The 26,504-nt window shown below is 74.2% G+C and carries 21 protein-coding genes; 9 read left to right on the top strand and 12 right to left on the bottom strand.

Features of this window, described 5'->3' with window-relative positions; translation table 11 throughout:
- Nucleotides 1-95: 95 nt before the first annotated feature.
- Nucleotides 96-1,070: a nucleoside hydrolase gene (locus ACZ3IG_RS17610; RefSeq protein WP_467432893.1), complete on the bottom strand. Its 975-nt coding sequence runs from the start codon at nt 1,068-1,070 to the stop codon at nt 96-98.
- A gap of 381 nt (nt 1,071-1,451) precedes the next feature.
- Nucleotides 1,452-2,222, bottom strand: coding sequence for a GAF and ANTAR domain-containing protein (locus ACZ3IG_RS17605; protein WP_467432890.1), 771 nt, complete (start codon nt 2,220-2,222; stop codon nt 1,452-1,454).
- A gap of 206 nt (nt 2,223-2,428) precedes the next feature.
- Between ACZ3IG_RS17605 and ACZ3IG_RS17600 the strand changes: the two genes are divergently transcribed.
- Nucleotides 2,429-3,031, top strand: coding sequence for a helix-turn-helix domain-containing protein (locus tag ACZ3IG_RS17600; protein ID WP_467432889.1), 603 nt, complete (start codon nt 2,429-2,431; stop codon nt 3,029-3,031).
- Nucleotides 3,032-3,052: 21 nt separating this feature from the next.
- On the opposite strand, the gene ACZ3IG_RS17595 is transcribed toward ACZ3IG_RS17600, so the two are convergent.
- From ACZ3IG_RS17595 to ACZ3IG_RS17585, 3 genes are read right to left on the bottom strand one after another with little or no spacing between them, the layout of a single operon-like run.
- A complete protein-coding gene (locus tag ACZ3IG_RS17595) occupies nt 3,053-3,781 on the bottom strand; it encodes a TIGR03943 family putative permease subunit (protein WP_467433154.1) in 729 nt (242 codons plus the stop codon).
- Entirely contained in the window at nt 3,778-4,809 is a 1,032-nt protein-coding gene (locus tag ACZ3IG_RS17590; protein WP_467432888.1) for a permease, read from the bottom strand. The genes ACZ3IG_RS17595 and ACZ3IG_RS17590 overlap by 4 nt, the downstream gene beginning before the upstream one ends.
- A gap of 43 nt (nt 4,810-4,852) precedes the next feature.
- A complete protein-coding gene (locus tag ACZ3IG_RS17585; RefSeq protein WP_467432886.1) occupies nt 4,853-6,202 on the bottom strand; it encodes a helix-turn-helix domain-containing protein in 1,350 nt (449 codons plus the stop codon).
- A 120-nt stretch (nt 6,203-6,322) separates the two neighbouring features.
- Between ACZ3IG_RS17585 and ACZ3IG_RS17580 the strand changes: the two genes are divergently transcribed.
- Complete coding sequence (locus ACZ3IG_RS17580; protein WP_467432884.1) at nt 6,323-6,511, top strand: hypothetical protein; 189 nt, start codon at nt 6,323-6,325, stop codon at nt 6,509-6,511.
- Nucleotides 6,512-6,517: 6 nt separating this feature from the next.
- On the opposite strand, the gene ACZ3IG_RS17575 is transcribed toward ACZ3IG_RS17580, so the two are convergent.
- The 5 genes from ACZ3IG_RS17575 to ACZ3IG_RS17555 all read right to left on the bottom strand — a co-directional run bounded on the left by ACZ3IG_RS17575 (nt 6,518) and on the right by ACZ3IG_RS17555 (nt 13,455).
- Complete coding sequence (locus tag ACZ3IG_RS17575; RefSeq protein ID WP_467432883.1) at nt 6,518-7,927, bottom strand: extracellular solute-binding protein; 1,410 nt, start codon at nt 7,925-7,927, stop codon at nt 6,518-6,520.
- Nucleotides 7,927-10,629, bottom strand: a complete 2,703-nt coding sequence (locus ACZ3IG_RS17570) for a substrate-binding domain-containing protein (protein WP_467432881.1) — start codon at nt 10,627-10,629, stop codon at nt 7,927-7,929. Before ACZ3IG_RS17570 ends, ACZ3IG_RS17575 begins: the two co-directional genes overlap by 1 nt.
- Nucleotides 10,630-10,633: 4 nt before the next feature.
- Nucleotides 10,634-10,978, bottom strand: a complete 345-nt coding sequence (locus ACZ3IG_RS17565; protein WP_403539059.1) for a hypothetical protein — start codon at nt 10,976-10,978, stop codon at nt 10,634-10,636.
- A gap of 80 nt (nt 10,979-11,058) precedes the next feature.
- Nucleotides 11,059-12,129, bottom strand: coding sequence for a hypothetical protein (locus ACZ3IG_RS17560; protein ID WP_467432879.1), 1,071 nt, complete (start codon nt 12,127-12,129; stop codon nt 11,059-11,061).
- A gap of 138 nt (nt 12,130-12,267) precedes the next feature.
- Nucleotides 12,268-13,455 carry a PP2C family protein-serine/threonine phosphatase gene (locus tag ACZ3IG_RS17555; RefSeq protein WP_467433153.1) on the bottom strand — a complete coding sequence of 396 codons (1,188 nt, stop codon included), beginning with the start codon at nt 13,453-13,455 and terminating at the stop codon, nt 12,268-12,270.
- A gap of 123 nt (nt 13,456-13,578) precedes the next feature.
- On the opposite strand from ACZ3IG_RS17555, the gene ACZ3IG_RS17550 reads away from it, so the two are divergent.
- From ACZ3IG_RS17550 to ACZ3IG_RS17540, 3 genes are all read left to right on the top strand, one after another.
- Nucleotides 13,579-14,043 (top strand): hypothetical protein, encoded by a 465-nt coding sequence (locus ACZ3IG_RS17550; RefSeq protein WP_467432878.1) that lies wholly within the window; start codon nt 13,579-13,581, stop codon nt 14,041-14,043.
- Nucleotides 14,044-14,904: 861 nt separating this feature from the next.
- Entirely contained in the window at nt 14,905-15,837 is a 933-nt protein-coding gene (locus tag ACZ3IG_RS17545) for a hypothetical protein (protein ID WP_467432877.1), read from the top strand.
- 61 nt (nt 15,838-15,898) lie between these two features.
- Entirely contained in the window at nt 15,899-16,903 is a 1,005-nt protein-coding gene (locus ACZ3IG_RS17540; protein ID WP_467432875.1) for an endonuclease/exonuclease/phosphatase family protein, read from the top strand.
- A gap of 95 nt (nt 16,904-16,998) precedes the next feature.
- On the opposite strand, the gene ACZ3IG_RS17535 is transcribed toward ACZ3IG_RS17540, so the two are convergent.
- Entirely contained in the window at nt 16,999-19,089 is a 2,091-nt protein-coding gene (locus ACZ3IG_RS17535) for a PhoX family protein (RefSeq protein WP_467432874.1), read from the bottom strand.
- Between the two features lie 279 nt (nt 19,090-19,368).
- On the opposite strand from ACZ3IG_RS17535, the gene ACZ3IG_RS17530 reads away from it, so the two are divergent.
- From ACZ3IG_RS17530 to ACZ3IG_RS17515, 4 genes are all read left to right on the top strand, one after another.
- Nucleotides 19,369-20,829: a VWA domain-containing protein gene (locus tag ACZ3IG_RS17530; RefSeq protein WP_467432873.1), complete on the top strand. Its 1,461-nt coding sequence runs from the start codon at nt 19,369-19,371 to the stop codon at nt 20,827-20,829.
- 10 nt (nt 20,830-20,839) lie between these two features.
- Complete coding sequence (metG, locus tag ACZ3IG_RS17525; RefSeq protein WP_467432870.1) at nt 20,840-22,456, top strand: methionine--tRNA ligase; 1,617 nt, start codon at nt 20,840-20,842, stop codon at nt 22,454-22,456.
- 122 nt (nt 22,457-22,578) lie between these two features.
- Nucleotides 22,579-22,944: a PH domain-containing protein gene (locus ACZ3IG_RS17520; RefSeq protein WP_467432869.1), complete on the top strand. Its 366-nt coding sequence runs from the start codon at nt 22,579-22,581 to the stop codon at nt 22,942-22,944.
- A 182-nt stretch (nt 22,945-23,126) separates the two neighbouring features.
- Nucleotides 23,127-24,626: a polysaccharide pyruvyl transferase family protein gene (locus ACZ3IG_RS17515; protein ID WP_467432867.1), complete on the top strand. Its 1,500-nt coding sequence runs from the start codon at nt 23,127-23,129 to the stop codon at nt 24,624-24,626.
- 88 nt (nt 24,627-24,714) lie between these two features.
- Here the strand turns inward: ACZ3IG_RS17515 and aspS are convergent, their stop codons facing one another.
- Nucleotides 24,715-26,478, bottom strand: a complete 1,764-nt coding sequence (gene aspS / locus ACZ3IG_RS17510; protein ID WP_467432865.1) for an aspartate--tRNA ligase — start codon at nt 26,476-26,478, stop codon at nt 24,715-24,717.
- Nucleotides 26,479-26,504: the final 26 nt, after the last annotated feature.

Below are 26,504 nucleotides of genomic sequence, written 5' to 3'. Positions count from 1 at the left end.
CGGAAAGGTGAACATCCGGGTGCCCGAGGTGCCGCGGCGGCGCCGGCCGGTCCTGGTGGCGGTCCGACGGCGCGGTGATCGCCGGGCGCGGGCTCTCAGGGGCCTTCGACCGCCTCCAGATACAGGGCCACGTACCGTTCCACGTCGACGTCCAGGGCCACGTCGACCAGGGGCTGCTCGCGTGCGTCGCCGTGGAGTTCGGACTCGCCGGGGCGGGCGCGGCGGTCCACCAGGGTCTGGCCGCGGGCCGGGCCCGGGGAGAGGACCACCTCGACCGGGAGGCGGTGCGTGGTCAGGCCCGCCGGGTCGATCACCGCGCAGACCGCGCCCGCGTCGCCGAGGCCGCCGCCGGGGTCCGCCTCGTCGGTGGCGGGGCCGCGGTGGGTGAGCAGGGCGCCGGCCAGGCGGGTGCCGGGGTCGGTGCTCGCGCGCAGGCGGCGGACGTCCGCGCCGGGGACGACGACCCGCTCGAACACGTCCAGGCCGTACATGGTGATCGGCACCCCGGCGGTGAGCAGGATCGCCGCCGCCTCGGGGTCGTGCCAGACGTTGAACTCGGCGACCGGCGTCGCGTTGCCGGTGGCCACCGCGCCGCCCATGAAGACGATCCGCTCGATGTTGCGGGTGACCTCGGGGTGGGTGCGCAGCAGCAGGGCGATGTTGGTGGCGGGCGCGGTGGGGATCAGGGTGACCGGGCGGGGGGAGGCGAGGATCTCCCGGCGGAGGAGGGCGACGGCGTCCATGTCGACCGGGGTGCGGGTGGGGGCCGGCAGGCCCAGGTCGCCCATGCCGTCGTGGCCGTGGACGTGCCGGGCGGTGCGCACCGCCTCGATCAGCGGGCGCTCGGCGCCGCGGGCCACCGGGACGCCGGGGGCGCCGGCCTGTTCCAGGACGGTCAGGGTGTTGCGTACGACGCCGTCGACGTCCGTGTTGCCGGCCACGCAGGTCACCGCGCGCAGGTCGAGGCGCGGATGGCGGACCGCCAGCAGCAGGGCGAGGGCGTCGTCGATCCCGGTGTCGCAGTCGATGATCACCGGGATGGGCGTCGGTCGCTGCGGGTCGGTCGGCACGGTGCGGGCTCCTTCGGCGCGGCGGGGGCGGTGGCGGACTCCGGGGCCCGACCTTACGCGGGAGCACGGGCATCGACGGCGGGAGCGGGGGCCGACGGCAGGGCCGGGGGGCAGCGGCAAGGCCGGGGGCAGCCCCAGGGCCGGGGGGGAGCGGCAAGGCCGGGAGGCAGCGGCAAGGCCGGGAGGCAGCAGCAAGACCGGGGGCAGCCCCAGGGCCGGGGGGCAGCAGCAAGGCCGGAGGGGCAGCGGCAAGGCCGGGGGGGAGCGGCAAGGCCGGAGGGGCAGCGGCAAGGCCGGGAGGCAGCAGCAAGACCGGGGGCAGCGGCAAGGCCGCAGGGACAGCGCCAGGACCAGGAGGCAGCGGCAAGGCCGAGGGGCGGTCTACTCGTCCGGGTTCAGGCGCCGGCGGTGGGTGATCACGTCCTGGGCCGCCTCCTGGACCGTACGGCCCCGGGCGAACGCGTCGCCGCGCAGGCGGGCCAGGGCCTCGTCGGAGCCGACGCCGAGCTGGGCCATGATCATGCCGACCGCCTGGTGGATGCGGTCGTGGCCGGTGGCCAGGCCGCTCAGCCAGGACAGACCGCCCGGACGGGCGTCGTCGTCCTCCTGGTGCGGCAGCGCCATCAGGGCCGTGGTCAGCACGCCGGCGACCAGCCGCGCCGTCCGCAGTTCCTCGCCGCTGAGCCCGCCGGGGGTGTCCCGGTAGAGGTCGAGGGTGCCGAGGCACACCGAGTCGCTGCCCAGCGGCAGCGCGTACACCGCGCGGACCCCGGCCGCCGCCGCCTGCTGGGCGTAGACGGGCCAGCGGGCCGCCTCCGGAGCGGCCGTCACGTCGCGTACGAGCACCGGGGCGCCGGTCCGCGCCGCCTGGACACAGGGCCCGTCGCCCAGGGTGGCCTGGATCTCCGCCACCCGGCCGGCCCGCTCGCCGCTGGCGCACAGCGGCACCGGTACGCCGTCGCCGCGCAGCGACGCGCTCGCGCCGGACAGCGGCAGCAGCCGGACCACGACCTCGCACAGCCGGGCCGGCACCTCGCCGGGCGGGGCGTCGCCGACGCTCTCCGCGATCAGGTCGGCGACCCGGCCCGCGTCCGTTCGCCGGAGCCGCTCGGGCCGGTCGGCGGGCCCCTGGGAATCGTCGCTGGGCGGCACGCCACCGCCTCCTTCACCGACCAGGAAGGCCACCTCGGCAGCGCCCGACTACCCGGGGCCGACCAGGCGAAACCGGGCCCGGAGGGCGGGGCCGGAGGGCGGGCCCGGAGGGCGGGCCCGGAGCGTCTCGCGGCGGCCGTGGACCCGTGGCCCGTCCCTCTGGCCGTTCTTGCACAGCCCCTTGCCGGCTCGGCATGCTGGCGGCCATGAGCACCGGCAGGGACACCGGCACCCGCGCCGGCACCGCGAAACAGGACCGGCTCGCCGCCGTCGGGTCCCGGCTGCGGGAGCTGCGGCGCCGGCGGGGCCTGACCCTGGCCCGGCTCGCCGAGGAGACCGGCGTCAACGCGAGCACCCTCTCCCGCCTCGAGGGCGGCACCCGCAAGCCGACCCTGGAGATCCTGCTGCCGCTGGCCGAGGTGTACGCCGTCCCCCTCGACGAACTCGTCGGCGCCCCGCCCGTCGGCGACCCCCGCATCCACCTCAAGCCGGTCACCCGCGACGGCATGACCTACGTACCCCTCAGCCGCCCCGGCGGCGTGCAGGCGCACAAGCTGCTGATCCCGCCCCGGCCCGGCGCGGAACCGGACCTGAAGACCCACGAGGGCTTCGAATGGGTCTACGTCCTCGCCGGCCGGCTCCGGCTGCTGCTGGGCGACCGGCGCCTGGTGCTCAGGGCGGGCGAGGCGGCCGAGTTCGACACCCACGTCCCGCACTGGCTCGGCCCCGACGACGACCGGACCGTGGAACTCCTCGTCCTGTTCGGCCCCCAGGGCGAGCGGGCCCACCTCCGGGCCCGCACCACCTGAGAGGCGGCCCCGGTCACGGCCCTACGGCCGTTCGTACGGGTTCGCCGGCTGCGCCACCCGCCGCACCCGCTCCGCGTCCACGACCGGCGGCCACGCCTCCTCCGAGCCGAGCGTCCCCTCGGGGTGCCAGGTGCCGGTGACCGTGACCCAGGCGCCGTCGTCCGGGGCGTCGGCCGCCGCGTCGCCGCGGACCTCGGCCTTGCTGGTCGTGGCGTCGGCGGCGCAGCAGGTGACCAGGAGCCGGGTGACGTACCAGGTGCCGTCGTCGTCGCGGGTGACGAAGCCGGTCAGGCGGACGGTACGGCCCTTCAGGGAGCGTCCGCTGTCGTAGATCGCGCGGGAGGAGAACTCGGCGAGGGTCAGCTCCACCGGGTCACCGGACGGCAGCGCGGGGAAGGTGCCGACGCCCTGGGCGGCGCGCTGGGCGGCCTCGCGTTCGGCGCTGTAGGTGCCGAGGGCGGGCGGCGGGAAGAGGAGCAGGGCGAGGGCGGGCAGGGTGAGCAGCCAGGCGACGCGGGGACCGGCCGCGCCGTGGCTGTGGCCGTGGCCGTCGTCGTCGTGCCCCGCCTGTCCCGGGCGCCGCGCGCACACCGACACCGCCGCCAGCAGCACCAGTACCGCCCCGGACAGAATCAGGTAGGGCCGCAGCCCCTCCCGCACGTACCGCAGGTACAGCTCCGAGAAGAGCGCTGTCCGCAGCACCGCCGCGCCGGTCAGCGCCAGCAGCACCGCCGGTCCGTACCGCCTCACAGCAGCCACCACCCCACCAGCACGCTGCTCGCCACCGCCACCACCCACGTCACCGACGCGAACCGCACCGCGAACGCCCGCCCGAAGGTGCCCGTCTGGAGCGCGATCAGCTTCAGGTCCACCATCGGGCCCACCACCATGAACGCCAGCCGGGCCGTCGGCGAGAACCCGCTCAGCGAGGCCGCCACGAACGCGTCCGCCTCGCTGCACACGCACAGCACCACGGCCAGCACCGCGAGCAGCAGCACCGACAGCCAAGCCGAGCCGGTGAAGACGTCCAGCACGGACCGGGGCACCGCGATGTTGAAGGTGGCCGCCGCCCCGGCGCCCACCACCAGGAAGCCGCCCGCGTGCAGGAAGTCGTGCCGCAGCCCGGCCAGGAACCCGCCGAGTCCGTACGACGATCCGTACGACGATCCGGTCCCCGCCGGCCGCTTCGGCAGCCGCAGCCACTCGTCCTTGCCGAAGCGCGCCCACAGCCAGCCCATCACCACCGCCGCCGCGAGGGAGGCCAGCAGCCGCGCCGCCACCATCGACGGCTGCCCGGGGAAGGCGATGGACGTCGCCACCAGCACGACCGGGTTGATCGCGGGCGCCGAGAGCAGGAAGGCGAGGGCCGCGGCGGGAGCGACCCCGCGCCGCATCAGGGACCCGGCCACCGGCACCGACGCGCACTCGCACCCCGGCAGCACCACGCCCGCCGCGCCCGCGACCGGCACCGCGAGCGCCGGGCTGCGCGGCAGCAGCCGCCGGAAGACCCGGCCGGGCACGAACGCGCCGATCGCCGCCGACACCACCGTGCCGAGCAGCAGGAACGGCACGCCCTGGACGACGACGGCGGTGAACACCGTCCACCAGGCCGCCACCGCCGGGGTGTACAGGTCGAGGGCGACGACCGGGCCGAGCACCGAGACGACGGTGGCGACCGCGATCAGCGCGGTGCCGCCGACGACGGCGTACAGCAGCGCGCGCAGCGTGAGCCGCAGGGCGTCGGCCGCCGTCCGCCGATCCCGGAACCGGTTCTCCATCCGCGCAACCTAACCGAACCCCCTGTGCGGCGGCTCGCACGTCTCACAGAGGAGGCTGTGCGGGCGCGGGCCCCAGGGTGGTCGTCCCGGGGGCCGTACGGTGGCCCAGGCCCGTGCGGTACGCGTCCAGGGCGGCCTCCGTACGGCCGGTGCGGCGCAGCAGGTCGCCCAGCAGCCGGCACAGGTCGGCCAGGTCCCCGGCGGCGCCGGCCCGCTCCAGCAGGCTGAGCGCGCGTACGTAGTGCTCCTCGGCGGCGTCGGTGTCCCGGGCCTCCTCGGCCATGATGCCGAGCAGCCGGTGCGCGCCGGCCGCGTGCACGGCGCCGCGCTCGGAGGTCAGGTCGTCCAGCACGGTGCGCAGCAGGCCGGCGGCCTCCTCGGACTTGCCGCGCCGGCGCAGCACGTCGGCCAGTTCGACGGCGGCCTGGCTGGTGTAGAGGGCGGCGCGCTTGGCGGAGAGCATGTCCAGCGCCTGCCGCAGCTCGGCCTCGGCGTCCGCGAGGCGGCCGTCCTGCGCGTAGACGTAGCCGCGCATCCAGTGGCAGTTGGCCAGCTCGGTGCGGAGCTGGAGCGTGCGGTACAGCTCGGCGGCCTTGGCCAGGGAGGCGTCGGCCTCGGCGAGGCGGCCCTCGGCGACCAGGGTGCGGGCGACGGACCGGTGCATCCGGGCGACCAGCGCCGGGTCGCCGGCCTGCGGGGCCAGCGCGAGGGCCAGTTCGGCGGCCTGCGCGGCGCGGGCGTGCGCGCCCATGTCCATGTACGGGCCGATGGCGCTGGCGTAGAGGAGGAGCAGCGCGTCGGGGTCGTGCAGGCCGGCCCGGTTCAGCTCGTCGAGGGTGGATTCGAGGAGGTAGACGGCGTAGCGCAGTTCCCCGGCGAGGTAGTGGGCCAGCGCCCGCCCGCGCAGCGCAGGGACCCGGGCGGGCAGCGGGGCGCCGGTGTCGGTCAGGCGGCGTTCGGCCCGCTCGAAGTACTCCCGGCCGCGGGTCAGCTCGCCCTGCTCCACCGCGCACTCCCCGAGCCCGAGCAGCGCGGCGGCCTCGATGTCGGTCAGCCCGTGCGCCTCGGCCTCGGTGAGCAGCTCGGCGTAGTTCTCGGCCGCCGCCTCGGTGGCGCCGGTGGCCAGGGTGCGCTGGGCGCCGGTGAGTCTGAGGCGCAGGTCGGTGGCGAGGTGCGGCGGGCGGCCGGTGACCAGCTCCTCGAAGGTGACGCCGAGCCGTCCGGCGATGTGCCGCAGCGCCTCGTCGGAGGGGCGGACGCGGCCGGCCTCCAGGGTGGAGACGTAGGCGGGGGTGTAGGCCGGTTCGGCCAGCTGCCGCTGGGTCAGGCCGCGGTCGGTCCGCAGCCGCTGCACCCGGCGGCCGATGACCGCCGGATCGTCCCGGTCCTCCACTGCAACTCCCCCTGTGGCCCTTGCCGTTCGGCATCCCCGGCCCTAGGTTAAACCGAGAGTTAAGCGTGTTTAACACATCGCCGTACATCGCTGTACCCCTCTCGTCCGATTCCCGTTCCCGTGGACCGCCGCTGCGAGGTCGCCGTGCTCGAACGCCCACGCACCGCCGAGCGCTATGTCCGTGCCGTCGCCGCCGCCGTCGCCGCCACGGCCTGTCTGCTGCTGGCCGCCAACACGGGCGGCCCGGCGGACGAACCTCCGGACCCGCCCCGCCCCGCCGCCCCGCGGCTCGACGGGCCGCACACCTGAGGCTTCCTAGTCCGGCAGCGCCCGCCGCAGCGCCGCGTCCAGCCGTTCCGCCAGGGTCGCGTCGTCCGGCGGATCGGTGCCGAACAGCGGCCCGAGCCGCGCGGTGAACGTCTGGGTGAACGCCCCGTAGAGCGGGGTCCGCGGCCGCTGCACCGCCCGCCGCAGCGCGGGCAGCAGGATGTCGCGGGCGTAGGCGGGCCGGTCGGCGGCGTCCCGGGGCATCCGGTCGGGCCGCTCGCCGCTCGGGACGGCCGACGGCGTCCCGGCGGTGTCCACCGGGCACCGCACGTCGTCGTCGGTGTACGCGGAGACCCGCGTCGCCGCGAACCCGGCGTCCAGCAGACAGCGTTCGCTCTCCTTGCCGGTGAGGAACTCGATCAGCTCGGCCGCCTTGTCCGCCCGCCGGGAGGCGGCCGTCACCGCCAGGTTCTGGCCGCCGAGCACCGCCCGGCCGGGCAGCGCCGTCACCCCCAGCTGACCGGGGGAGAAGCTCTGGTGCAGGGTGCGGTACACCCACGGCCAGTGCCGCAGGAAGGCGGTGCGGCCGTCCGCGAAGTCGGCGAGGGAGGCCGCCTCGTCGGACTGCGCGGCGTCGGAGAGGGTGTACGGCGTGGCCGTGCGGCGGCGCAGCTCGGCGATGCCCCGGGTCAGCTCCTCGACGGTCGCCGTGTAGTGGCCCTCGTCGTCGGTGAGCGGCACGCCGCCCGGTACGGCGGCGAACGCCTCCACGGCGTTGACGGTGCGGCCCTCGTAGGCGGCGAGCTGGGTCGTCCAGCCCTTCTCGTAGCCGGGGACGTCCCGCTCGTCCAGGACGTCGATCAGCGTCTCCAGCCGCCGCCAGTCGCTCATCCCGGCCAGCTCCGTCCGCTCCAGGCCGGCCCGCGCGAGATGGTCGCGCCGGTAGTAGAGGAGGCCGACGTCGCTGTTGAACGGGACCGCGTGGACCTTCCCGTCCCAGCGCGCGGTGCCGGCCACGGAGTCGATGACGTCGTCGTCGACCAGCGCCTCGGGCAGCGGACGGACCAGGCCGGCGGCGGCGAACTCCGGCACCCAGGTCACGTCCAGGTTGACCACGTCGTAGGCGGAGCTGCCGGACTGGAGGGCGCCGAGCAGCTGGCCGCGCTGCTCGTCGGCGCTGCCGGGGAGTTCCACCAGGCGGGCCTGGTAGTGGCTGCCCGCCTTCTCCTGCCGTTCGTTCCAGGCGTCGATCAGCCGCCGGCGGACCCCGTTCTGCCCGGTGACGTCCCGGCCGCTGGCGACCACGATGGAGCCGGGCACGTCGTCGGAGGGGGCCGGTCCGGTGCCGTCGCCGCCTCCCGTGCAGGCGGTGGAGGCGAGCAGGACGGCGGCCAGCAGCAGGCCCAGCGGGCGGCTCAGCGTGCGGCGGGACGGGCGGACGGGCGGGCGGCGGGGCATCAGTCCTCCTCCCCCGTTCCGGTGCGGGCGACCTCGTCGTGCAGGGCGGCGCCCGGGTCGTCGCCGGCGTCCAGGCAGCGCCCGCCGCTCGCCTCGGCGATCCGCGCGTCGGGCCGGCCCGGGTCGCAGCCGCCGCCCGCCAGGGACACCATCGTCACCGGCACCACGGCCGCGCGGGCCGCGTCGAGCACGGCGTCGAGCCGGTCGCCGCGGAGCCGGCCGGCGTCCTCGTCGTCGGTGACGTACACGATCAGGCCGGGCCGCTCCCGCTCGGCGTCGCGCCGCTCCATGTGGTCGAGGGCGGCCAGCAGCGCCCGGTGCGGGTCGGCGTCGTCGGGCGACCCGGTGACGGCGGCCCGGTCCAGGGCCCGCTCGGCGTCCCGCCGGCGGTGCGGGCCGGTCGCCAGCAGGGTGTCGTACGGGTCGTCGCCCGTGCCGTACACCGCCCACACCCCGTACTCGTCGCGCGGCCCGAGCCCGCCCAGCGAACGGGCGACCAGACCAGGTCCGCCGCTGGGCCCGTCCCAGACGTCGCGCATCGAACGAGAGCTGTCGAGCAGGAACAGCACCCGGCCGGGCCCGTCGACGTCCCGGTAGGCCGCCAGCGCCGCCTCCATCGCGTCCCGTCCGGCCGGTTCGATCAGCGGGGCCGGGGCCGCCAGCACCCCCGCGGCCCGGCCGTCCTCGTCCAGCAGCGCCCGCTCCCCGTCCGCCGCCCGGAACCCGGCCTCGGCGAACACCTCGCGCCCGCCGGTCCGGGTCAGCCACCGGCGGAAGCCGTCGGCGGCGGCCTCCCGGTCCGCCGCGTCGCGGTCGGCGCCCCGCCAGCGCACCCGGACGAAGACCGGCTCCAGGCCGGGTACGTCGCCGGGGTACTGGGCCATCCGCGGGGTGCGCCGCGCGCTGTCGCAGGCGACACCGCTGCGCAGCAGGAACTCGGGGACCAGGGCGGCGGTGCGGTCGTCCACGGCGTCGTCGTCGGGCAGCGCGCACAGCAGCTCGGCGGCGGTCGGGGCGGGCGGGCCGGACTGCGCGACCCGGCGCTCGGCCCCGGCCGCGTCCCGGGCCTCGGCGCCGGAGTGGGTGCCGTACAGGCCGATGGTGGCGAGCAGTCCGGTGTCCGCGAACTCCGGGTCCGGGCGGCGCACCTCGGCGTCCGCGCGCCGGCCGCGCAGGGCGTCGATCATGCGGTTGAGCGCGACGGAGACGCGTTCGTCCTGCGACTCGGCGGCCAGCTCCTGCGGGACGGCGAGGACGACGGGGGAGTACGCGAACGGCTGCGCGTCCTCCTCCAGCGCGGCGACCGCGTCGGTGTCCCGGCCCGCCGCCGCGCGGGCGACGTCGGCGGGGGAGGAGGGTATCCAGACGTCCGGCTGCGGGCCCACGTCGCGCTGCGGGTTGGGGTCGTCGCCGGGCTCCTGCCAGGCTCCGGTCTGCCGGCGCAGCGCGGTGACCGCGTCGGCGGTGCCCGCGCTGTAGACGGTGAGGCCGGCGCGGCGGCAGCCGTCGTCCGTGGTGTTCTCGTCCGAGGTGAGGTACGCGTCGGCGGCGGCCCGCACGGTCGGCTCCAGGTCGGGGTCGGTCAGCACGCGCAGCTCCGGGGGAGGGGCACAGGTCACGCCGGAGCCGGGCGGGGAGACGATCCGGTAGGTGCCGATGCCGGCGGCGGCCAGGGCGAGGGCGAGCAGGGCGACGAGGACGGTCGGCAGCCGGCGCCCGAGCAGGTACAGCGCGGTCACCGCGCCGGCCACGGCGCCGGTCACGGCGGAGGCCACCGCCACGACGGCGGCGACCGTCCGGTCGAGGAGTCCGGGCCGGCGGGGTCCGGGCGGCGCGGGGCGCGGCTGCCGGGGCCCGGGGTCCGGCTGCCGGGGCCCTGGGTGCGGCGGCTGAGAAGCGGGCGGCGGAGCCGCCGGGTCCGCGGCGGCGGACGCCGGCGCCCACAGCAGTACGTCCTCCCCCGGCTCGGCCCGGCTCTGCGGCTCCCACGGCGCCGACCGCACCGTACGGTGGCCGCCGGCCGCCATCGCCTCGCGCAGCGCCGCGGCGAGCCCCCCGAACCACAGCCCCCCGCCGTCCCGCCCGTCCCGTCCGCCCCGCCCGCCCTGCTCCTCCAGCAGCCTCAGCAGTTCGGCGGTGAACGGCGTCGGCGTGCCCGGAGCGCCCGCGTCGGTGCGGTGGTTGGCCTGCACGCTCATCAGCAGCAGGACCCGCCGCTTGTCCCGGAAGGTCTCCCACAGCCAGGCCGCGTTGCCCGCGAAACAGCAGTCCAGCACGATCACGATCCGCCGGGCCGGACCGGCCGCGAGCATCGTCAGCACGTTGGAGAACAGCTCCGCGCCCGGGAACACCGCGTGCCCGCCCGCCACCACACTGGCGTTGCGCATCTGGAGGAACAGCTCGTCGCCCGCGCTGGGGATCGCCCCGTGCCCGGCGAAGTACAGCAGCAGGACGCCCTCGGCCTCCTCGGCGGCGGTGCGCAGCGACCGGCTGAAGTCGTCCAGCGTCGGCGACCGGGACACCACGATCTCCCGCTCGCCGAAGACCCGGCCGCGCTGCAGCGCGTCCCGCAGCCGGTTGAGGTTGTGCTTGACCGCGGGCAGGTCGCAGGGCACGCCGTACGGCGGCTCCGTGAAGTCGTACTCGGACACCCCGACCAGCAGCGCCCGGTTCACCTGCCCGCGCGGGTCGAAACCGGCCACCGGCCTACCTGTCGTCGGGGTTCACCGGGTCGACACGGCCCTCGGGCGGTTCGCCGTCCTCCACCTCGCGGCGATTGGTCCGCCAGGCCTCCACGGCCCCCTTGACCTGGTCGAGCAGTTCCCGGAACACCACCGAGGCGGCCCCCGACGTCACCGCCACGACGATCTCCATCCCGACGCCCATCGGGGCGCCGGACTCGTCCGTGTGCGGGCGTTCGTGGATCCGCAGCCGCCCGGCGCGGACCAGCTCGTCCAGCGGCTTCTCCCGCTCCAGCCACTTGCGCAGGGCACCGATGTCGCTCTCGGTCGCGGTGCCGTCCAGCCGTACCCGGATGTCCTGTGTGGCCACTTCGTCCCCCTTAGCCATAACTCACCATCATGGCACCGGGAATGGGCGGCGGGGAGGGGTCGGACAGGCCGGACCGGGGTTCAGCCCTGGGTCTGCAACTGGTCCAGCTGCTTGCGTACGTGGTCCAGGGCGCCCGCGCGCCGGCCGGGCACCCGGCTCCGCAGCTCGGCCAGCACCTGGCCCAGCTCACGGGCCCGGTGCGGATCGCGGATCTGCCCCCACTGGTGGTGGGCCCGGTCGACGGCGGCCTCGACGGCGGGCGCGTCCGCCGCCTGCCCCGAGTTGAGCCGCATCCGCGCCACCTCCAGCCAGCCCCGGCAGCTGCGCACCGGGTCCCCGGCGAACATCGCCAGGTCGGCGCGGACCTCCGTCCAGTGCAGCGCGTCCTCGGAGGCCGGCCCGTGCGTGTAGGCGGCGGCCCGCTCGTGGGAGGCGGCCAGCGCGTCGGCGTCGGCGTGCCGCCCGGCCTGCACCGCCGCGGTGACGGCGTCGTGCGGGTCGCCGGGGGCCGGGCCGGGCACCGTCAGCACCAGGTCGGGGACGCGGCCGCCCCCGCTCTCGGCGGCGGCGCGGGCCAGCGCCTGCTCGTGCAACTGCTGCAACGGCGGCCGGTGTCCGCTGCGCAGGATCGTCGCGACCCCGCGCATGTACGCCGGGACCGCCGTCCCGCGCCGGGCCGGGGGCGGCGCGACGCGGCCGTAGACGGCGTTGTTGCGCCCGCAGTCCAGCGGGTGCCGCTGGAGCCACTCCCAGGTCTCCTGGTCGGCGTGCAGGTCGAGGACGAGCGTCGTCGCCCCGGTCGGGCGCAGCCGCAGCTCCTCCGCGATCCAGTGCCAGGGCAGGGCGGTGTAGCGGACGGTGGCCGGTGTGGTGCGGGCCAGCGCCAGGTGCGGCAGGTGCTGGCGGCGGTCGGTCTGGAGCTGTCCGGTGACGTACACGGTCAGCGGGCCGGGCGCCGCGGCGGCGGCCCGCAGCCGGGTCAGCACGGCCTGCGGGTCGAGCGGGTCGGCCAGTTCGACGACGTTGGCGGTGTCCGTCCCGGACAGCACCGGGGGCGGGACGGCCGCGAGGACGGGGAGCACCGAGGCCGCGTCCACCAGGCATCCCTTGCCCACGGGCGAAGCCGCCAGCAGCAGCACGGTTCCGGGCATGTCCCCTCCCCTGTCGATCACGTACGTCAGCACCGTAACCGCTGCGGCTGCGAAGAGGGGCACCCGGCGGAAAGTGTGACCCCCGCCCCGGCCGGAGCCGGGGGCTCGCCGCCGTCGCGCGAACCGCTCACCGCGCCCTCACGCCCGGTACCGGCGGCGGACGGCGAACACCGTCGTGTCGTCGCCCAGCCGCCCGCCGCAGTGCCGCAGCGTGCCGTCGCGCACGAGGCGCACGAGCCGGCGCGGCGCGCTGACCCGGGCGTCGGCGGCGACGGCGCGGGCGACCTCCTCGGCGTGCCGGTAGAAGACCCCGTCGCGGTCCCTGGCCTCCGTCACCCCGTCCGTGACCAGCAGCAGCGTCTCGTCGGCGGCCAGCTCCAGCCGGCGCACCGGCGGCGGCCCGGAGCCGAGGTCGGCCAGGCCCAGCGGCAGCCCGCCGTCGACGGGCAGCTCCCGTACGCCGCGCGGGCCGACCGCGAGCGGCGGTTCATGGCCGAAGACGACGGTGTCGACGGCATCGGGCACCTGGGGCGGGAAGCCGACCAGGACGGCGGTGGCGAACCGGTCGCCGCCGCCCGCCCGGCCCCGGACCGCCGCGGTGTGGCCGCGGTGCCGCGTCATACGCACCTCCAGCCGCTCGGCGACCGTCGCCAGGTCCGCCTCGTGGTAGCCGGCCTCCCGGAAGGCGCCGAGCAGCGCCGCCGCCGTCTCCACCGCGCCCAGCCCCTTGCCCTGCACGTCACCGACGAGGACGCGGGTGCCGTGCGGGCCGGGCTGGATGTCGTAGAAGTCGCCGCCGACCCGGGCCTCGGCGTCGGCCGGGAGGTAGACGGCGGCGTGGTCGAGGCCGCCCCAGCCCGGCGGCAGCGGGCGCAGCACCACGCGGCGGGTGGTGTCGGCGACGTCCCGGATGTGCAGCATCCGCCGCTCCCCGCGCACCCGCAGCGCACAGGCCAGGGTGGCCAGCAGCCCGCCCACGGCGACGAGGATGAAGTCGGGCAGCCCGCTCTGGTACTGGTGCGGCCAGGCGCTGTCCACGGTGACGTACGTGGCGACGGCGAGGGCCGCGTAGACGGCGGTGCCCCACACCCCGCACAGGGCGGAGGCGATCCCGGGGACCAGCACGATCCAGGAGATCATCCGGAACTCGCCGCCGGTGTTCGCGTCGGCCGCCGCGACGCCGATCAGCAGCAGCAGCGGCGGGACCCAGCCGGCGCCGAGGCCGCCCACCCGCACCAACGGGTTCCGGTGCACGGCACCCGGGTCACCGGACAGCCGGCCGCTCCGTCCCGGCCGGCCACGCGACGGCCGGCTCACCGGCCTCATCCGGACGCGACCGCTCACCCGCCCAGCGAAACACGCGCCCGCCGCGCCCGCATCCTGAGTTGCCCGGCCGCGGCACCGGGTGTGACCTGGTAGGCGGGGGCCAGGACAGAGAGGAGCGTCCTCATGGCGCACGCGGAAACCGGATACGGCGGTACGACGAGCGGGCGGGACCGCGGGACACGGGCACCGGCGCCGGACTCCGACGTCTTCGGTCCCCGGACCCACCTGGTGGCGAAGTGGGCGGTGCCGGTCCTGCTGGGGCTGGTCTACGGCTGGTGGGCCGCGGCCAACCGGCGCCACGGCACCGAGATCACCGGCTGGAACCTGCTGTTCGGCTGGCTGACCGCGCTCGTCTTCGTGGTGCTGTACTCCGTCGTCCGCGCGGTCGCCGCACGGCTACGGCGTGAACAGCACGCGCTGCTGTGGGCCGCGTTCACCGGCTGCGCGGTGGGTTTCCTGATCAACCAGTCCGGCCGGAGCCTGCTCCTGTCCGCGGGCATCTCGGTGGCGGTGGCGGCGGCCATGTTCGTCACGCTGTTCTACCGCTACTACACCCAGGAGGACGCGACCGGCCACCGCCTGCGCTGACCGGCCCACCCGTCACGGCCCCGCCCCCCTCTGGCCGCGCCCTGGCAGCCCCGCCCCCTCCTGCCGGGCCCTGGCTGCCCCGTCCTCTCCTGCCGGGCCCTGGCAGCCCCGTCCCCTCCTGCCGGGCCCTGGCAGCCCCGTCCCCTCCTGCCGGGCCCTGGCAGCCCCGTCCTCTCCGGCCGGGGCAGCCAGGCGCGCGACTCACCGGCCGGGGCAGCCGGACTCACCGGCGCACGGCCTGACCGGCCCGCCTCCCGCCGACTCACAGGCCAGCACAGCGGGGCACAACGCCTCACCAGCCCCGACAGCCAGACACCAGCACCCACCACCCCGCCTGACCAACCCACCCCCGCCAACTCACAGGCCAGCCCAGCAGGACACAACGCCTCACCAGCCCCGACAGCCAGACACCAGCACCCACCACCCCGCCTGACCAACCCACCCCCGCCAACTCACAGGCCAGCCCAGCAGGACACAACGCCTCACCAGCCCCGACAGCCAGACACCAGCACCCACCGCCCCGCCTGACCAACCCACCCCCGCCAACTCACAGGCCAGCCCAGCAGGGCACAACGCCTCACCGGCCCGGACGGCCAGGCACCGGCACCCACCGGTCACGGGCATCCACGCCGACGGCGACCTCCCCGCCCCCGGCCCCCGGCGCCCACGCGCCCTCGCGCCCGTACCCGTACGGGGGCACCCGTCGACGATCCGGCCGCGGACCCCGCACCCCGCCGCGTGTCGTGCGCGCCCGGCGAGGGCGACGGCGGGGGCGGTCGTCCCACCCGTCCGGCCCATCGCATGCCCCCACATGCAGTCGGGCCGCTCGCCCGCCACCCCCCGGCCGTCTTGCCTGGACCCGTGGCCCCACGTCTGCGTCTCCGCCCCCGCCCCCGCCTCCGGCACGCCCTGTCGGCCGTACTGATCGCCCTCGCCTGCCTCCTCGCCCCCTGCGGCACCCTCGCCGCCTGGGCGGCCTACGCCCTGTCCGACACCGGCCGCTACGTCGACGCCATGGCGCCCCTCGCCGCCGACCCCCGCGTCCGGGACGCCGTCGCGGACACCGTCCGGGACGGCGTGTCCAGCCACCTCGGCCCGGGACCCGCCCCCGGCACCACCCGCCTCTTCGTGCACGACGCCGCCCGCTCCTTCACCCGCACCGAGGCGTTCCGGGCCGGCTGGGACGCCGCCAACCGGACCGTCCACGACGCCGTCGTCCGCGCCCTGCGCCGGCCGCCCCGCGCCGACGACCACCGCCCCGTCACCGTCGACCTGGCTCCCGTCACCGCCCGCGTCAGACACCAGCTCGTCCGGGACCACGTACCGTTCGCGCACCGCATCCCCGTACACCCCACCCCGGTCACCGTCCTCGGCGCCGCCGAGGCGGACCGGCTGCGCCGGGGCTACCGCGCGCTGGACGTCGCCGCCGTCTGGCTCCCCCTCGCCGCCGTCGCCTGCGCCGTCACCGGCATCGCGGTCGCCGCCCGGCGCCGCCGCGCCGTCACCGCCGCCGGACTCGGCACGGCCCTGGGCGGCGCGCTGCTCGCCCTGGCCGTCGCCGTCGGCCGCCGCCTCACCCTGGCCGAACTGCCGGGCACGGTGCACGGCCCGGCCGCCGGGGCCGTCTACGACGCCCTGACGGCCACCCTGCGCACCGCGGCCTGGCTCCTCGTCGCCCTCGGTCTGACCGTCGCGCTGGTGTCCTGGCTCACCGGCCGCGTCCGCCGCCGGACACCCGCTGTTCCCGCTCCCGGAAGGCCAGGGGAACTTTCCGACCGCTCATCCCGTCTTTGATGAAGGATTTCAGGGAGAGACCGAAACGGACCACCTGTTTCACCGAGCGGAAGGCCGGGACTTGAACACGGACACCAGGGCCGCCGCATGGGCGGTCCCCCGGCACGTACGCCGCAGACGGGCCGGCCGGCGGGCCGCCCTCACCTGCGCGGTCCTGCTGCTCACCGCTCTGAGCGTGGTCCTCGGCTGCCGGACCGCCGACACCGACGGCATCACCCCGGTACCGCAGCTCCTGGCGTTCCTGCCCTGGCTGCTCATACCCCTCGGCATCGCGCTCGTGATCGCCGTGTTCACCCACTGGTGGTTCGGCGCGCTCTGGGGAGTGCTGCTGCTCGGCCTGCTGGCCTGGTTCCTGCAGCCCTACGGCAGGACCGGCGACCCCATCGGCCCGGCCTTCGCCGAGCTGCGCGTCCTGACCTCGAACGTCGAGTTCGGGCAGGCCACCGACGCCCTCGTCACCGCCGTCCGCCGCGAGGAGCCGGACCTCGTGTTCGTCCAGGAGTGCGACCGGGCCTGCGACACGACGCTCCGCCGGGAGCTGGGCAAGACCTACCCGGGCCGCCGGGCCGTCGAGGGCGACGGTTCGAAGGGTTCCGTCATCCTCAGCCGCTACCCGCTCCGGGCCGCCGAGGGCGTCGAGGCCACGATGGGCATGCCCGCCGCCGTCGCGGAGATCAGCGGCACCGACGTACGGCTCCAGCTCGCCCACCCCATGCCCCCGCTGCCCGGCCAGACCGACGTCTGGCGCGAGGAGCTGGACGCGCTGCACGACACCGTCGCCCGGGACGACAAGACCCCCACCGTCCTGGCCGGCGACTTCAACGCCTCCCAGGACCACGCCGCGTTCCGGCCGCTGCTGGACACGGGACTGCGCGACGCGGCCCGGCTGGCCGGTTCCGGGCGGACCGCGAGCTGGCCGGCCCTGACGGCGCCCACCTTCGGGGTCCAGATCGACCACGTACTGGTCTCGGAGGACTTCACCTCACACGAGGCCCGGTTCCTCGACCTGGACGGCACCGACCACCGGGCCCTGCTCGTCGACCTCACCCTGCACCGGGCCGGCTGACCCGGCCCGGTACGGGTGATCCTGAGGCCCTCAGGGCCTCTCAAACACCTCTCAGACGCCTCTCAAACACCTCTCAGGCGCCTCTCGGACGCGTCTCAGACGCCGATGTCGGACCCGTCCGCGCGCCACACCGCCACGACCGCCGGGCGCACGATCTTGCCCGCCCCGTCGGGCCAGGTGCTGGCCGGGTTCTCCACCGAGGCGCCGTCCACCTCGCCCGGGTGCTGCACGGCGACCAGCACCCGCCGGTCCTGGATGAGCGGACCGCAGGTCTCGGCGCCGGTCGGCACGGTCAGGAACTGCTTCAGCTCACCGCGCCGCTCGCCGGAGGTCGCGACACCGAAGAGGCCGTCGTGCGTGCCGAGCGCGTTGCCGTCGGTGGAGAGCCACAGGTTGCCGTGGTCGTCGAAGGCCACGTTGTCCGGGCAGGAGATCGGGCTGACGTTCTCCTTCGGGAAGCCCGCGAAGTACGTCGCGGAGTCCTCCGGGTCACCGGCGACCAGGAACAGCGACCAGCCGAACTTCAGGCTGTCGGCGCGCCCCCGGTGCTCGGTCAGCTCCAGGACGTGCCCGTGCTTGTTGGCGTTGCGCGGGTTGGCCTCGTCCGCCTTGGCGTTGGAGCCGACCCCGCGGTTGGTGTTGTTGGTGAGGGCGACGTACACCTTGCCGGTCTTCGGCGACGGCTCGATGTCCTCGGGCCGGTCCATCTTGGTGGCGCCGACCTTGTCACCGGCGAGGCGGGTGAAGACGCACACCTCCTCGGCGCTCATCCCCTCCACGTGCGAGACGGCGCCGTCCTCGTCGGCGGTGACCAGCGGGATCCACACGCCGCTGCCGTCGAACTCGCCGTCGCCCGGCAGCTTGCCCGTGCCGTCGATCTCGATCGCCGGGGAGTCGCCGGTGAGCTTGGCGACGTACAGCGTCCCCTCGTCGAGCAGGGAGAGGTTGTGCTCGCGCGCGGCCCGGGAGGACCCCTTCTTCATCCGCTTGCTGCCGACGAACTTGTAGAAGTAGTCGAACCGCTCGTCGTCGCCGGTGTACACGACCGGACGCCCGTCCGAGGTCAGCCGCACGGTCGCGGCCTCGTGCTTGAACCGGCCCAGCAGGGTGTGCTTGCGGGGCGTGGAGTGCGGGTCGTACGGGTCCAGTTCGACGACGTAGCCGAAGCGGTGCACCTCGTTGGGCTCCTGGGCGACGTCGAAGCGCTTGTCGAACCGCTCCCACTTGCGCTCGGTGGCGCCGGTGCCGATGCCGTACCGCTTGTCGGTGGTGCGGCTGCTGTTGGCGAAGTACTGGTTGAAGTTCTCCTCGCCGTGCAGCGTGGTGCCCCACGGGGTGGTGCCGCCGGAGCAGTTGTTGAGGGTGCCGAGCACCTTCCTGCCCGTCCGGTCGGCGGAGGTCTTCAGCAGGTCGGAGCCGGCGGCCGGGCCGGTCAGCCGGAACTCGGTGGTGGCGGTGACGCGGCGGTTGAGCTGGTGCCGGGTGACGGGCGTGAGCTTGCCGGTCCTGCGGTCCTCCTCGACGACCACGGCGGACAGGCCGTGCGCGGCCCAGGCGATCTCGACCTGCTCGCGGGTCGGGTTCTCCGCGTCGTAGCCGCGGAACATGAGCACCTCGTCGGTGTACTCGTGGTTGGCCACGAGCAGCTGACGGCCGCGCTCGTCCAGCGGCAGCAGCGCGAGGAAGTCGTTGTTGTACCCGAACTGACCGGCCTGGGCCTTCGCGGTCTGGTTCTCCGGGTCGAAGGCGGGGGCGCCGCGCAGGATGGGCTCGCCCCAGCGGATCACGACGTTCTGCCGGTAGCCGTCCGGCACGGTGACGGCGTCGTCGGTGTTGGGCGCCACGGGCGTGAAGCGCAGCCCGCGCGCACCCTTCGGTTTGCTCTGGCCGTGTCCGTGGCCGTGCCCCTTGCCCTTGCCGGCGGCCGCGGCCGCCTGCGCCTCGGGAGCGGCACCGACGGTGACCGCGCCGGCGCCCGCCGCGGCGACGGTGACCACGGCGGCGGCCCGCATCATCGACCGGCGGCTGAGCGCGCCGGCGATGACGTCACCGACGTACTCGTTGTCACTGGTGTTGGGCACCTCGTGGAAGCAGGCGTCACCACACCGGAAACGACAGGTCATGGCGGAACGGCCGCCAGGGTGGGAACCGGACGGTGTTCCGATCAACGGCAGCAGCTTGCGCACTTTTGCTCTCCCCTTGGATGCCCTTGGTGTCAGCGTGACCGTAGGGGCACATATGTGCGGCAGTCGGGCGCCCGAATGAACAGGGGGTGAACTGAGGGCAATCGTCGGGACGTTGCTCGCCACCGGGACGCCACGCTCAGACCGGCCGGAAGCGGCCCTTGACGCGGGCCCGGTCCGTGTGCCAGACCGTGGCCCGAAGCGGAAGCGGAGGCCGCTAACCTTACGTGTCCGTCCTGGCCAGGGATTGGCGGGCTTCAACTCATGCGAAGGGTTGCGCACATGGGCATTCTCACTCTCCTGCGGAACGCGTTCGGCCGCTCACGCAAAGCGCGGTCCGCCCAGCCGGAGGAGGCCACACAGGAGACGGCCCCGACGCCGGAACCGACGGCGCCGCCGGCGGAGGCCACGGCACCCACGCCTCCTCCCACGGAGGAGCCCAAGGTCCCGTCCCCGTCCCCGTCCCGGCCCGAGCCCGCGCCGGGGGTCCCGGAGCCGCGCACGTCCACCGAGGACGCCCCCGACGACGTACACGAGCTGGTCACCGCCGCCTTCGACAACCTCACGGTCCCCAAGCCGTCCCCGTCCCCCGACGACACCCCCGGCCCTACGGCAACGGAACCGGCCCCGGAACCCGAGCCCACGCCGGCCCCGGAACCCGAGCCCACGCCTGAGCCCGCGCCGACCCCGGAGCCCGAGCCCACGCCTGAGCCGGAGCCCGCGCCGACCCCGGAGCCCGAGCCCACGCCTGAGCCGGAGCCCGCGCCGACCCCCGAGCCCGAGCCTGTCCGCGAGCCCGAGCCCACCCCCGAGCCCGAGGCAACGACGGAACCGGAACCGACCCCGGCTCCGACCCCGACCCCGACCCCCGAACCGGAACCGGAACCGGCACCGGCCGCCGCCCCCACCCCCGAACCGGCCCCCGAACCCGCAGCCGCCGACGTCGAAGCAGCCCCACAGGGGCCACCCGCACCCGAAGACGAAAGCAGCACGGGCAGTGCGGATGGGAAAACGAAGGAGGCCGAAGCCGAAGGCGAGGCCAAAACCCCCGCCACCCCGCCCGCCCGCATCCGATCCCGCGCCCCCCGCCTCCTCCCCGCCCACAAGGCCGCCGCCGCCACCCTCCGCAAGAAGGACCTCACCGGCACCCGCGCCAAGGTCTACCTCGTCCTCGACCGCTCCGCGAGCATGCGCCCGTACTACAAGGACGGCTCCGCCCAGGCCCTCGCCGACCAGGCGCTCGCCCTCGCCGCGCACGTCGAGACCGACCCCGCCGTCCCCGTCGTCTTCTTCTCCACGGAGATCGACGGAACGACCACCCTCACCCTCACCGACCACGAGAACAAGATCGACACCACCCACGCGGAGCTGGGCCGCATGGGCCGCACCAGCTACCACGCCGCCGTCGCCGAGATCCTCTCCCTCCACGACCGGTCCGCGGACCCCACCGCCCCCGCCCTGGTGATCTTCCAGACGGACGGCGCCCCCGACGCCAAGACCCCCGCCACCCAGGCCCTCACCGAGGCGGCGGAGACCCACCCCTCCCTCTTCTTCTCCTTCGTCGCCTTCGGTGACCCGGAGAACAAGGCGTTCGACTACCTCCGCAAGCTCAAGACCGGCAACACGTCGTACTTCCTCGCCGGCCAGGACCCGCGCGAGCTGACCGACAAGGAGCTGTACGAGGGCGTCCTCGCGTCCTGGCGCCCGGAAACGCGGGTGAGTGGATCTCCCCAGGCCAAGTAGGATTTCGACCATGGCGGCCACTGGAACCGAGAAGCAGGGGTCGAAGGCGTTCTACGTCTCGACCCCCATCTACTACGTCAACGACGCTCCTCACCTGGGCCACGCCTATACGACCGTCGCAGGCGACGTGCTCACCCGCTGGCACCGCCAGCGCGGTGAGAAGGTGTGGTACCTCACCGGCACGGACGAGCACGGTCAGAAGATCATGCGCACGGCGGAGGCGAACGGCGTCAGCCCGCAGCAGTGGGCGGACAAGCTGGTCGACGAGGCGTGGAAGCCCCTCTGGGAGCACCTCGACATCGCCAACGACGACTTCATGCGCACCACGCAGCAGCGGCACACCGACCGTGTCCAGGAGTTCGTGCAGGACCTGTACGACAAGGACGAGATCTACAAGGGCGGCTACGAGGGCCCGTACTGCGTGGGCTGCGAGGAGTACAAGCTCCCCGGCGAGCTGCTCGACGGCGAGGGCGAGTACGCGGGCCAGAAGCTGTGCCCGATCCACAAGAAGCCGGTGGAGATCCTCAGCGAGGAGAACTACTTCTTCAAGCTGAGCGCGTACGGCGACAAGCTCCTCGCCCACTACGAGGCCAACCCGGACTTCATCCAGCCCGAGTCCGCGCGCAACGAGGTCGTGAACTTCGTCCGCCAGGGCCTGCAGGACCTCTCCATCTCACGCTCGACCTTCGACTGGGGCATCCCGATCCCCTGGGACGAGAAGCACGTCATCTACGTGTGGATCGACGCGCTGCTGAACTACGCCACGGCGGTCGGCTACAACCAGAACCAGCAGAAGTTCGAGGAGACCTTCCCCGCCGACGTGCACCTGGTCGGCAAGGACATCCTCCGCTTCCACGCGGTGATCTGGCCGGCCATGCTGATGGCCCAGGGCCTGCCCCTGCCCGGCAAGGTCGCCGCCAACGGCTGGCTGATGGTCGGCGGCGAGAAGATGTCGAAGTCGAACCTGACCGGCATCAAGCCGCAGGACCTGACCTCGCACTTCGGCGTGGACGCCTACCGCTGGTACTTCCTGCGCGCGATCGCCTTCGGCCAGGACGGCTCGTTCTCGTGGGAGGACTTCTCCGCCCGCTACACCAGCGAGCTGGCCAACGACTACGGCAACCTCGCTTCCCGCGTCGCCGCCATGGTCGGCAAGTACTTCGGCGGCTCCCTGCCCGAGGCCACGGCGGACGGCGAGGCCGAGCAGGCGGTCAAGGACGGCCTGACGAAGGCCGTCGCGGAGGCCGACCGCCGCATCGGCGACGAGCTGGACTTCCAGGGCGGCATCCTGGCCATCTTCGACTTCGTCAAGCAGGTCAACGGCTACATCACGGAGCAGGAGCCGTGGAAGGTGGCCAAGGACACCTCGGACGAGGGCCGGGCCCGCCTGGCCACCATCCTCTACACGGCCGCCGAGTCGCTCCGCGCCGTCGCCGTGCTGCTCAACCCGGTCATGCCGGAGACCTCCCGGAAGCTCTGGGACTCCCTCGGCGCGGAGGACTCCCTGGGCGCCCTCGCCGAGCAGCGGATCCAGGACGCCGCGGACTGGGGCCGGCTGCCGGCCGGCTCGACGGTGACCAAGGGCGCGGTCCTCTTCCCGCGTCTTGAGGAGAAGCCGGCCGCGTAACACACGTGCCACAAGCGCGGGGCCGGGGAGAGCGGAACCTTCTCCCCGGCCCCGCGCTCTGTCACGATCGCCCCAGGCGGGCCGCCCGGCCGTCGCCGCGGCTCATCTGAGGGACAGATCTCATGGCACTCTTCGGCAACGCCCACAGCATCAACCCGGCGCAGGCGGCCCAGGAGTACGCGCGCCTCCTGGGCCACGGCGAGCAGGTGCACGCCGCGTACCTCCTGATCCGCGACACCATCCTCTTCACCGACCGCCGCCTGATCCTGATCGACAAGCAGGGCATCACCGGCAAGAAGACGGAGTACCACTCCGTCCCGTACCGCAGCATCACCCACTTCTCCGTCGAGACGGCCGGCCACTTCGACCTCGACGCCGAGCTGAAGATCTGGCTCTCCGGCACCCCCGCGCCCCTCCAGAAGACCTTCACCAAGGGCGTCGACATCTACGAGGTCCAGGCGATCCTGACCCAGTTCGTGGCCGGCTAGGACCCCTCGCCGGTTTCCGGGCCACCACCACCGCTTCACGCCTCATTCACCCGACGTATAAGGTTTGCTCACCCGTCCGGTGGATGTGCGGTCATATCGAACACACATCCCCCGCACGGGTGTGCGTCGCGGTCGCGCCGACCGGTACGCAGCCGAGTCCGCCCGCGTACCGAGGGACCGTCGTGAAGCGCATCCTCATCCGCTCCGGGAAAAGCCCGTTCCGCGTGGCCACCCCGACGGAGTTCATCCAGCAGGATCTGATCGGCACCAACACCGGCAACCTGCTGTTCAGCGACTCCGCCCACAAGATGCTCTCGGCACCGGACACCGAGGTGACCTCCAACGGCATCCGCACCGACCCCTCGGCCCGCCGCGCCGCGGAGATCAACGAGCGGTACGACGTGTTCGTCGTACCGCTCGCCAACGCCTTCCGCCCGAGCTTCCACGCCTCGCTGGACCGGCTCTCCACCCTCATCGAGCAGCTCACCATCCCGGTGGTGGTCTTCGGCGTCGGCGCCCAGGCCCCCGACGACTACGACACCGGCTGGCTCGACCCGATGGCGGCCTCCGTCAAGCGCTTCGCCGCCGCCGTCCTGGAACGGTCCGCCTCCATCGGCGTCCGCGGCGAACTGACCGCCGGCTATCTGAACGGCCTGGGCTTCAAGGACGTCGACATCATCGGCTGCCCGTCGATGTTCCTGTACGGCGCCACGTTCCCGGAGATCCGGACCGCCGAGCTGACCGCCGCCTCCCGCGTCGCCGTCAACCTCTCGCCGGACGCGATACCCGTCGGCGACATCGCCGGCATCGCCCGGCACGCCTGGGAGCACTACCCGCACCTCACGTACTACGCCCAGAACACCGACGACGCCGAACTGCTGCTCTGGGGCGACACCACCCCCGAGTCAGGCGTCACCGACCCCTTCCCGCGCCACCTCACCCACCCCCTGCTGCGTGAGAACAAGGTGCGCATGCCCCTGGACCCGGCGACCTGGATCAAGGAACTGCGGGACTACGACTTCGCCTACGGCACCCGCATCCACGGCAACGTCGCCGCCCTGCTCGCCGGCACCCCCAGCGTCGTCCTCACCCATGACTCGCGCACCCTGGAGCTGTGCCGGTACTTCGACATCCCGCACCGGTCGCTGGCGGACCTGCCCGCCGACACCGACCCGCGCGACCTGTACGAGAACGCCGACTTCTCCGCGATGCTCAAGGGCCACGGCGAACGCTTCGAGCGGATCGTCGCCTTCCTGGACCGCAACGACCTGAAGAACACCTACACGCACGGCGACGGCGGCGCCGCCTTCGAGACGCGGATGGCCTCTCTCGACCTGCCCGCCTCCCTGCCGGTCTGGGACGGCTCGGACGACGGACAGCTGCGCTACCGCTTCAGCCGTCTGCGCGAGCAGATCACCGCGGCCGGCGAGCGGACCCGAGAGCAGGCCCGCAAGCAGGCCAAGGAGAACAAGGACCTGCGCGCCAAGCTGGCCGCGGCCGACAAGCGCGCGGAGGCGACGGCGAAGCAGCTGGACGCCCTCGCCGCGGAACTCGCCGCCACCCGCAAGTCCCTGGCCGCCGTCGACCGCAGGGTCACCGGCATCGACAAGCGCCTCCTGGTCCGCCTCGGCCCGGCCCTGCGCCGCCGCACCCGCAAGCTGGGCGGCGGCACGAAGGACTGAGACACGACGGCTATGACGAAAGGGGCCCGGGACAGTCGTCCCGGGCCCCTTTCTCGTACCGGCGCCTGCTTCGGCGCGGCTCGGGCGCCTACTTCGGCTGCGGCTTGCGCACCGACAGGTGCAGCTCCCTGAGCCGGGACTCGTCCAGCTCCGTCGGGGCGCCCATCATCAGGTCCTGGGCGTTGCCGTTGAGCGGGAAGGCGATGGTCTCGCGGATGTTGGGCTCGTCGGCCAGCAGCATGACGATGCGGTCGACGCCGGGGGCGATGCCACCGTGCGGCGGGGCGCCGAAGCGCAGCGCGCGCAGCATGCCGGCGAACTCGCGCTCCACGGTCTCCGCGTCGTAACCGGCGATCTCGAACGCCTTCAGCATGATGTCCGGCTCGTGGTTCCGGATCGCGCCGGAGGACAGCTCCACGCCGTTGCAGACGATGTCGTACTGCCAGGCCAGGATGTCCAGCGGGTCCTGGGACTCCAATGCCTCCATGCCGCCCTGCGGCATCGAGAACGGGTTGTGGGAAAAGTCGATCTTCCCCGTCTCCTCGTCCTTCTCGTACATCGGGAAGTCCACGATCCAGCAGAACCGGAAGACGTTCTCCTCGAAGTGCCCGGCGCGCTTGGCGGCCTCGACCCGCACCGCGCCCATGATCTTGGAGACCTCGTCGAACTCGCCCGCGCCGAAGAACACCGCGTGCCCGGCGGCCAGCGACAGCCGCTTGGTCAGCTCCGCGACGTTCTCCTCCGTCAGGAACTTGGCGATCGGGCCGGTCAGCGAACCGTCCTCGCCCACCCGCACCCAGGCCAGCCCCTTGGCGCCCTGGGAGACGGCGTAGTCACCGAGCTGGTCGAAGAACTTGCGCGGCTGACCGGAGACGTCCGGCACCGGCAGCGCGCGCACGTGCTTGCCGGCGAAGGCCTTGAACTCCGAGCCCTCGAAGATGTCGGTGATGTCCACCAGCTCCAGCTTGGCGCGCAGGTCCGGCTTGTCGGAGCCGTACTTGAGCATCGCCTCGCGGAACGGGATGCGCGGGAAGGGAGAGGTCACCTCACGGCCGCCGCCGAACTCCGTGAACAGCTCCGTCATCAGCTTCTCGATCGGCTGGAAGACGTCCTCCTGCTCGACGAAGCTCATCTCGACGTCGAGCTGGTAGAACTCGCCCGGCGAGCGGTCGGCGCGGGCGTCCTCGTCGCGGAAGCAGGGCGCGATCTGGAAGTAGCGGTCGAAGCCCGAGATCATCAGCAGCTGCTTGAACTGCTGCGGCGCCTGGGGCAGCGCGTAGAAGCGGCCCGCGTGCAGCCGGGAGGGGACGACGAAGTCGCGGGCGCCCTCGGGGGAGGTGGCGGTCAGGATCGGCGTCGCCATCTCGTTGAAGCCGAGGGCGACCATCTTGCTGCGGATCGAGGAGATCACCGACGTACGCAGCATGATGTTGCGGTGCATGCGCTCACGGCGCAGGTCCAGGAAGCGGTACTCCAGGCGCCGCTCCTCGTTCACCCCGTCCTCGGTGTTGATGGTGAACGGCAGCGGCTGGGCGGCGCCGAGCAGCTCGACCTCGCCCACCTCGACCTCGACCTCACCGGTGGGCAGGTCCGGGTTGACGTTCTCGGCACCGCGCGAGACGACCTTGCCGTCCACCCGGACGGTCGACTCCTTGGTCAGCTTGTCCAGCGCCTCGTACGCGTCCGTGCCCGGACGGGCGACGAGCTGGGTGATGCCGTAGTGATCGCGCAGATCGATGAAGAGGATGCCGCCCAGGTCGCGCCGATTGTGCAGCCAGCCGCTCAGCCGGACGTCGCTGCCGACGTCAGAGGCGCGGAGCTCGCCGCAGGTGTGGGACCTGTACCGATGCATCGTCGTTCATCCAGTCTTCGCGGATC

This window comes from Streptomyces sp. NPDC016677, from assembly GCF_055562815.1.
This window is presented reverse-complemented; position numbering and strand designations above follow the sequence as displayed.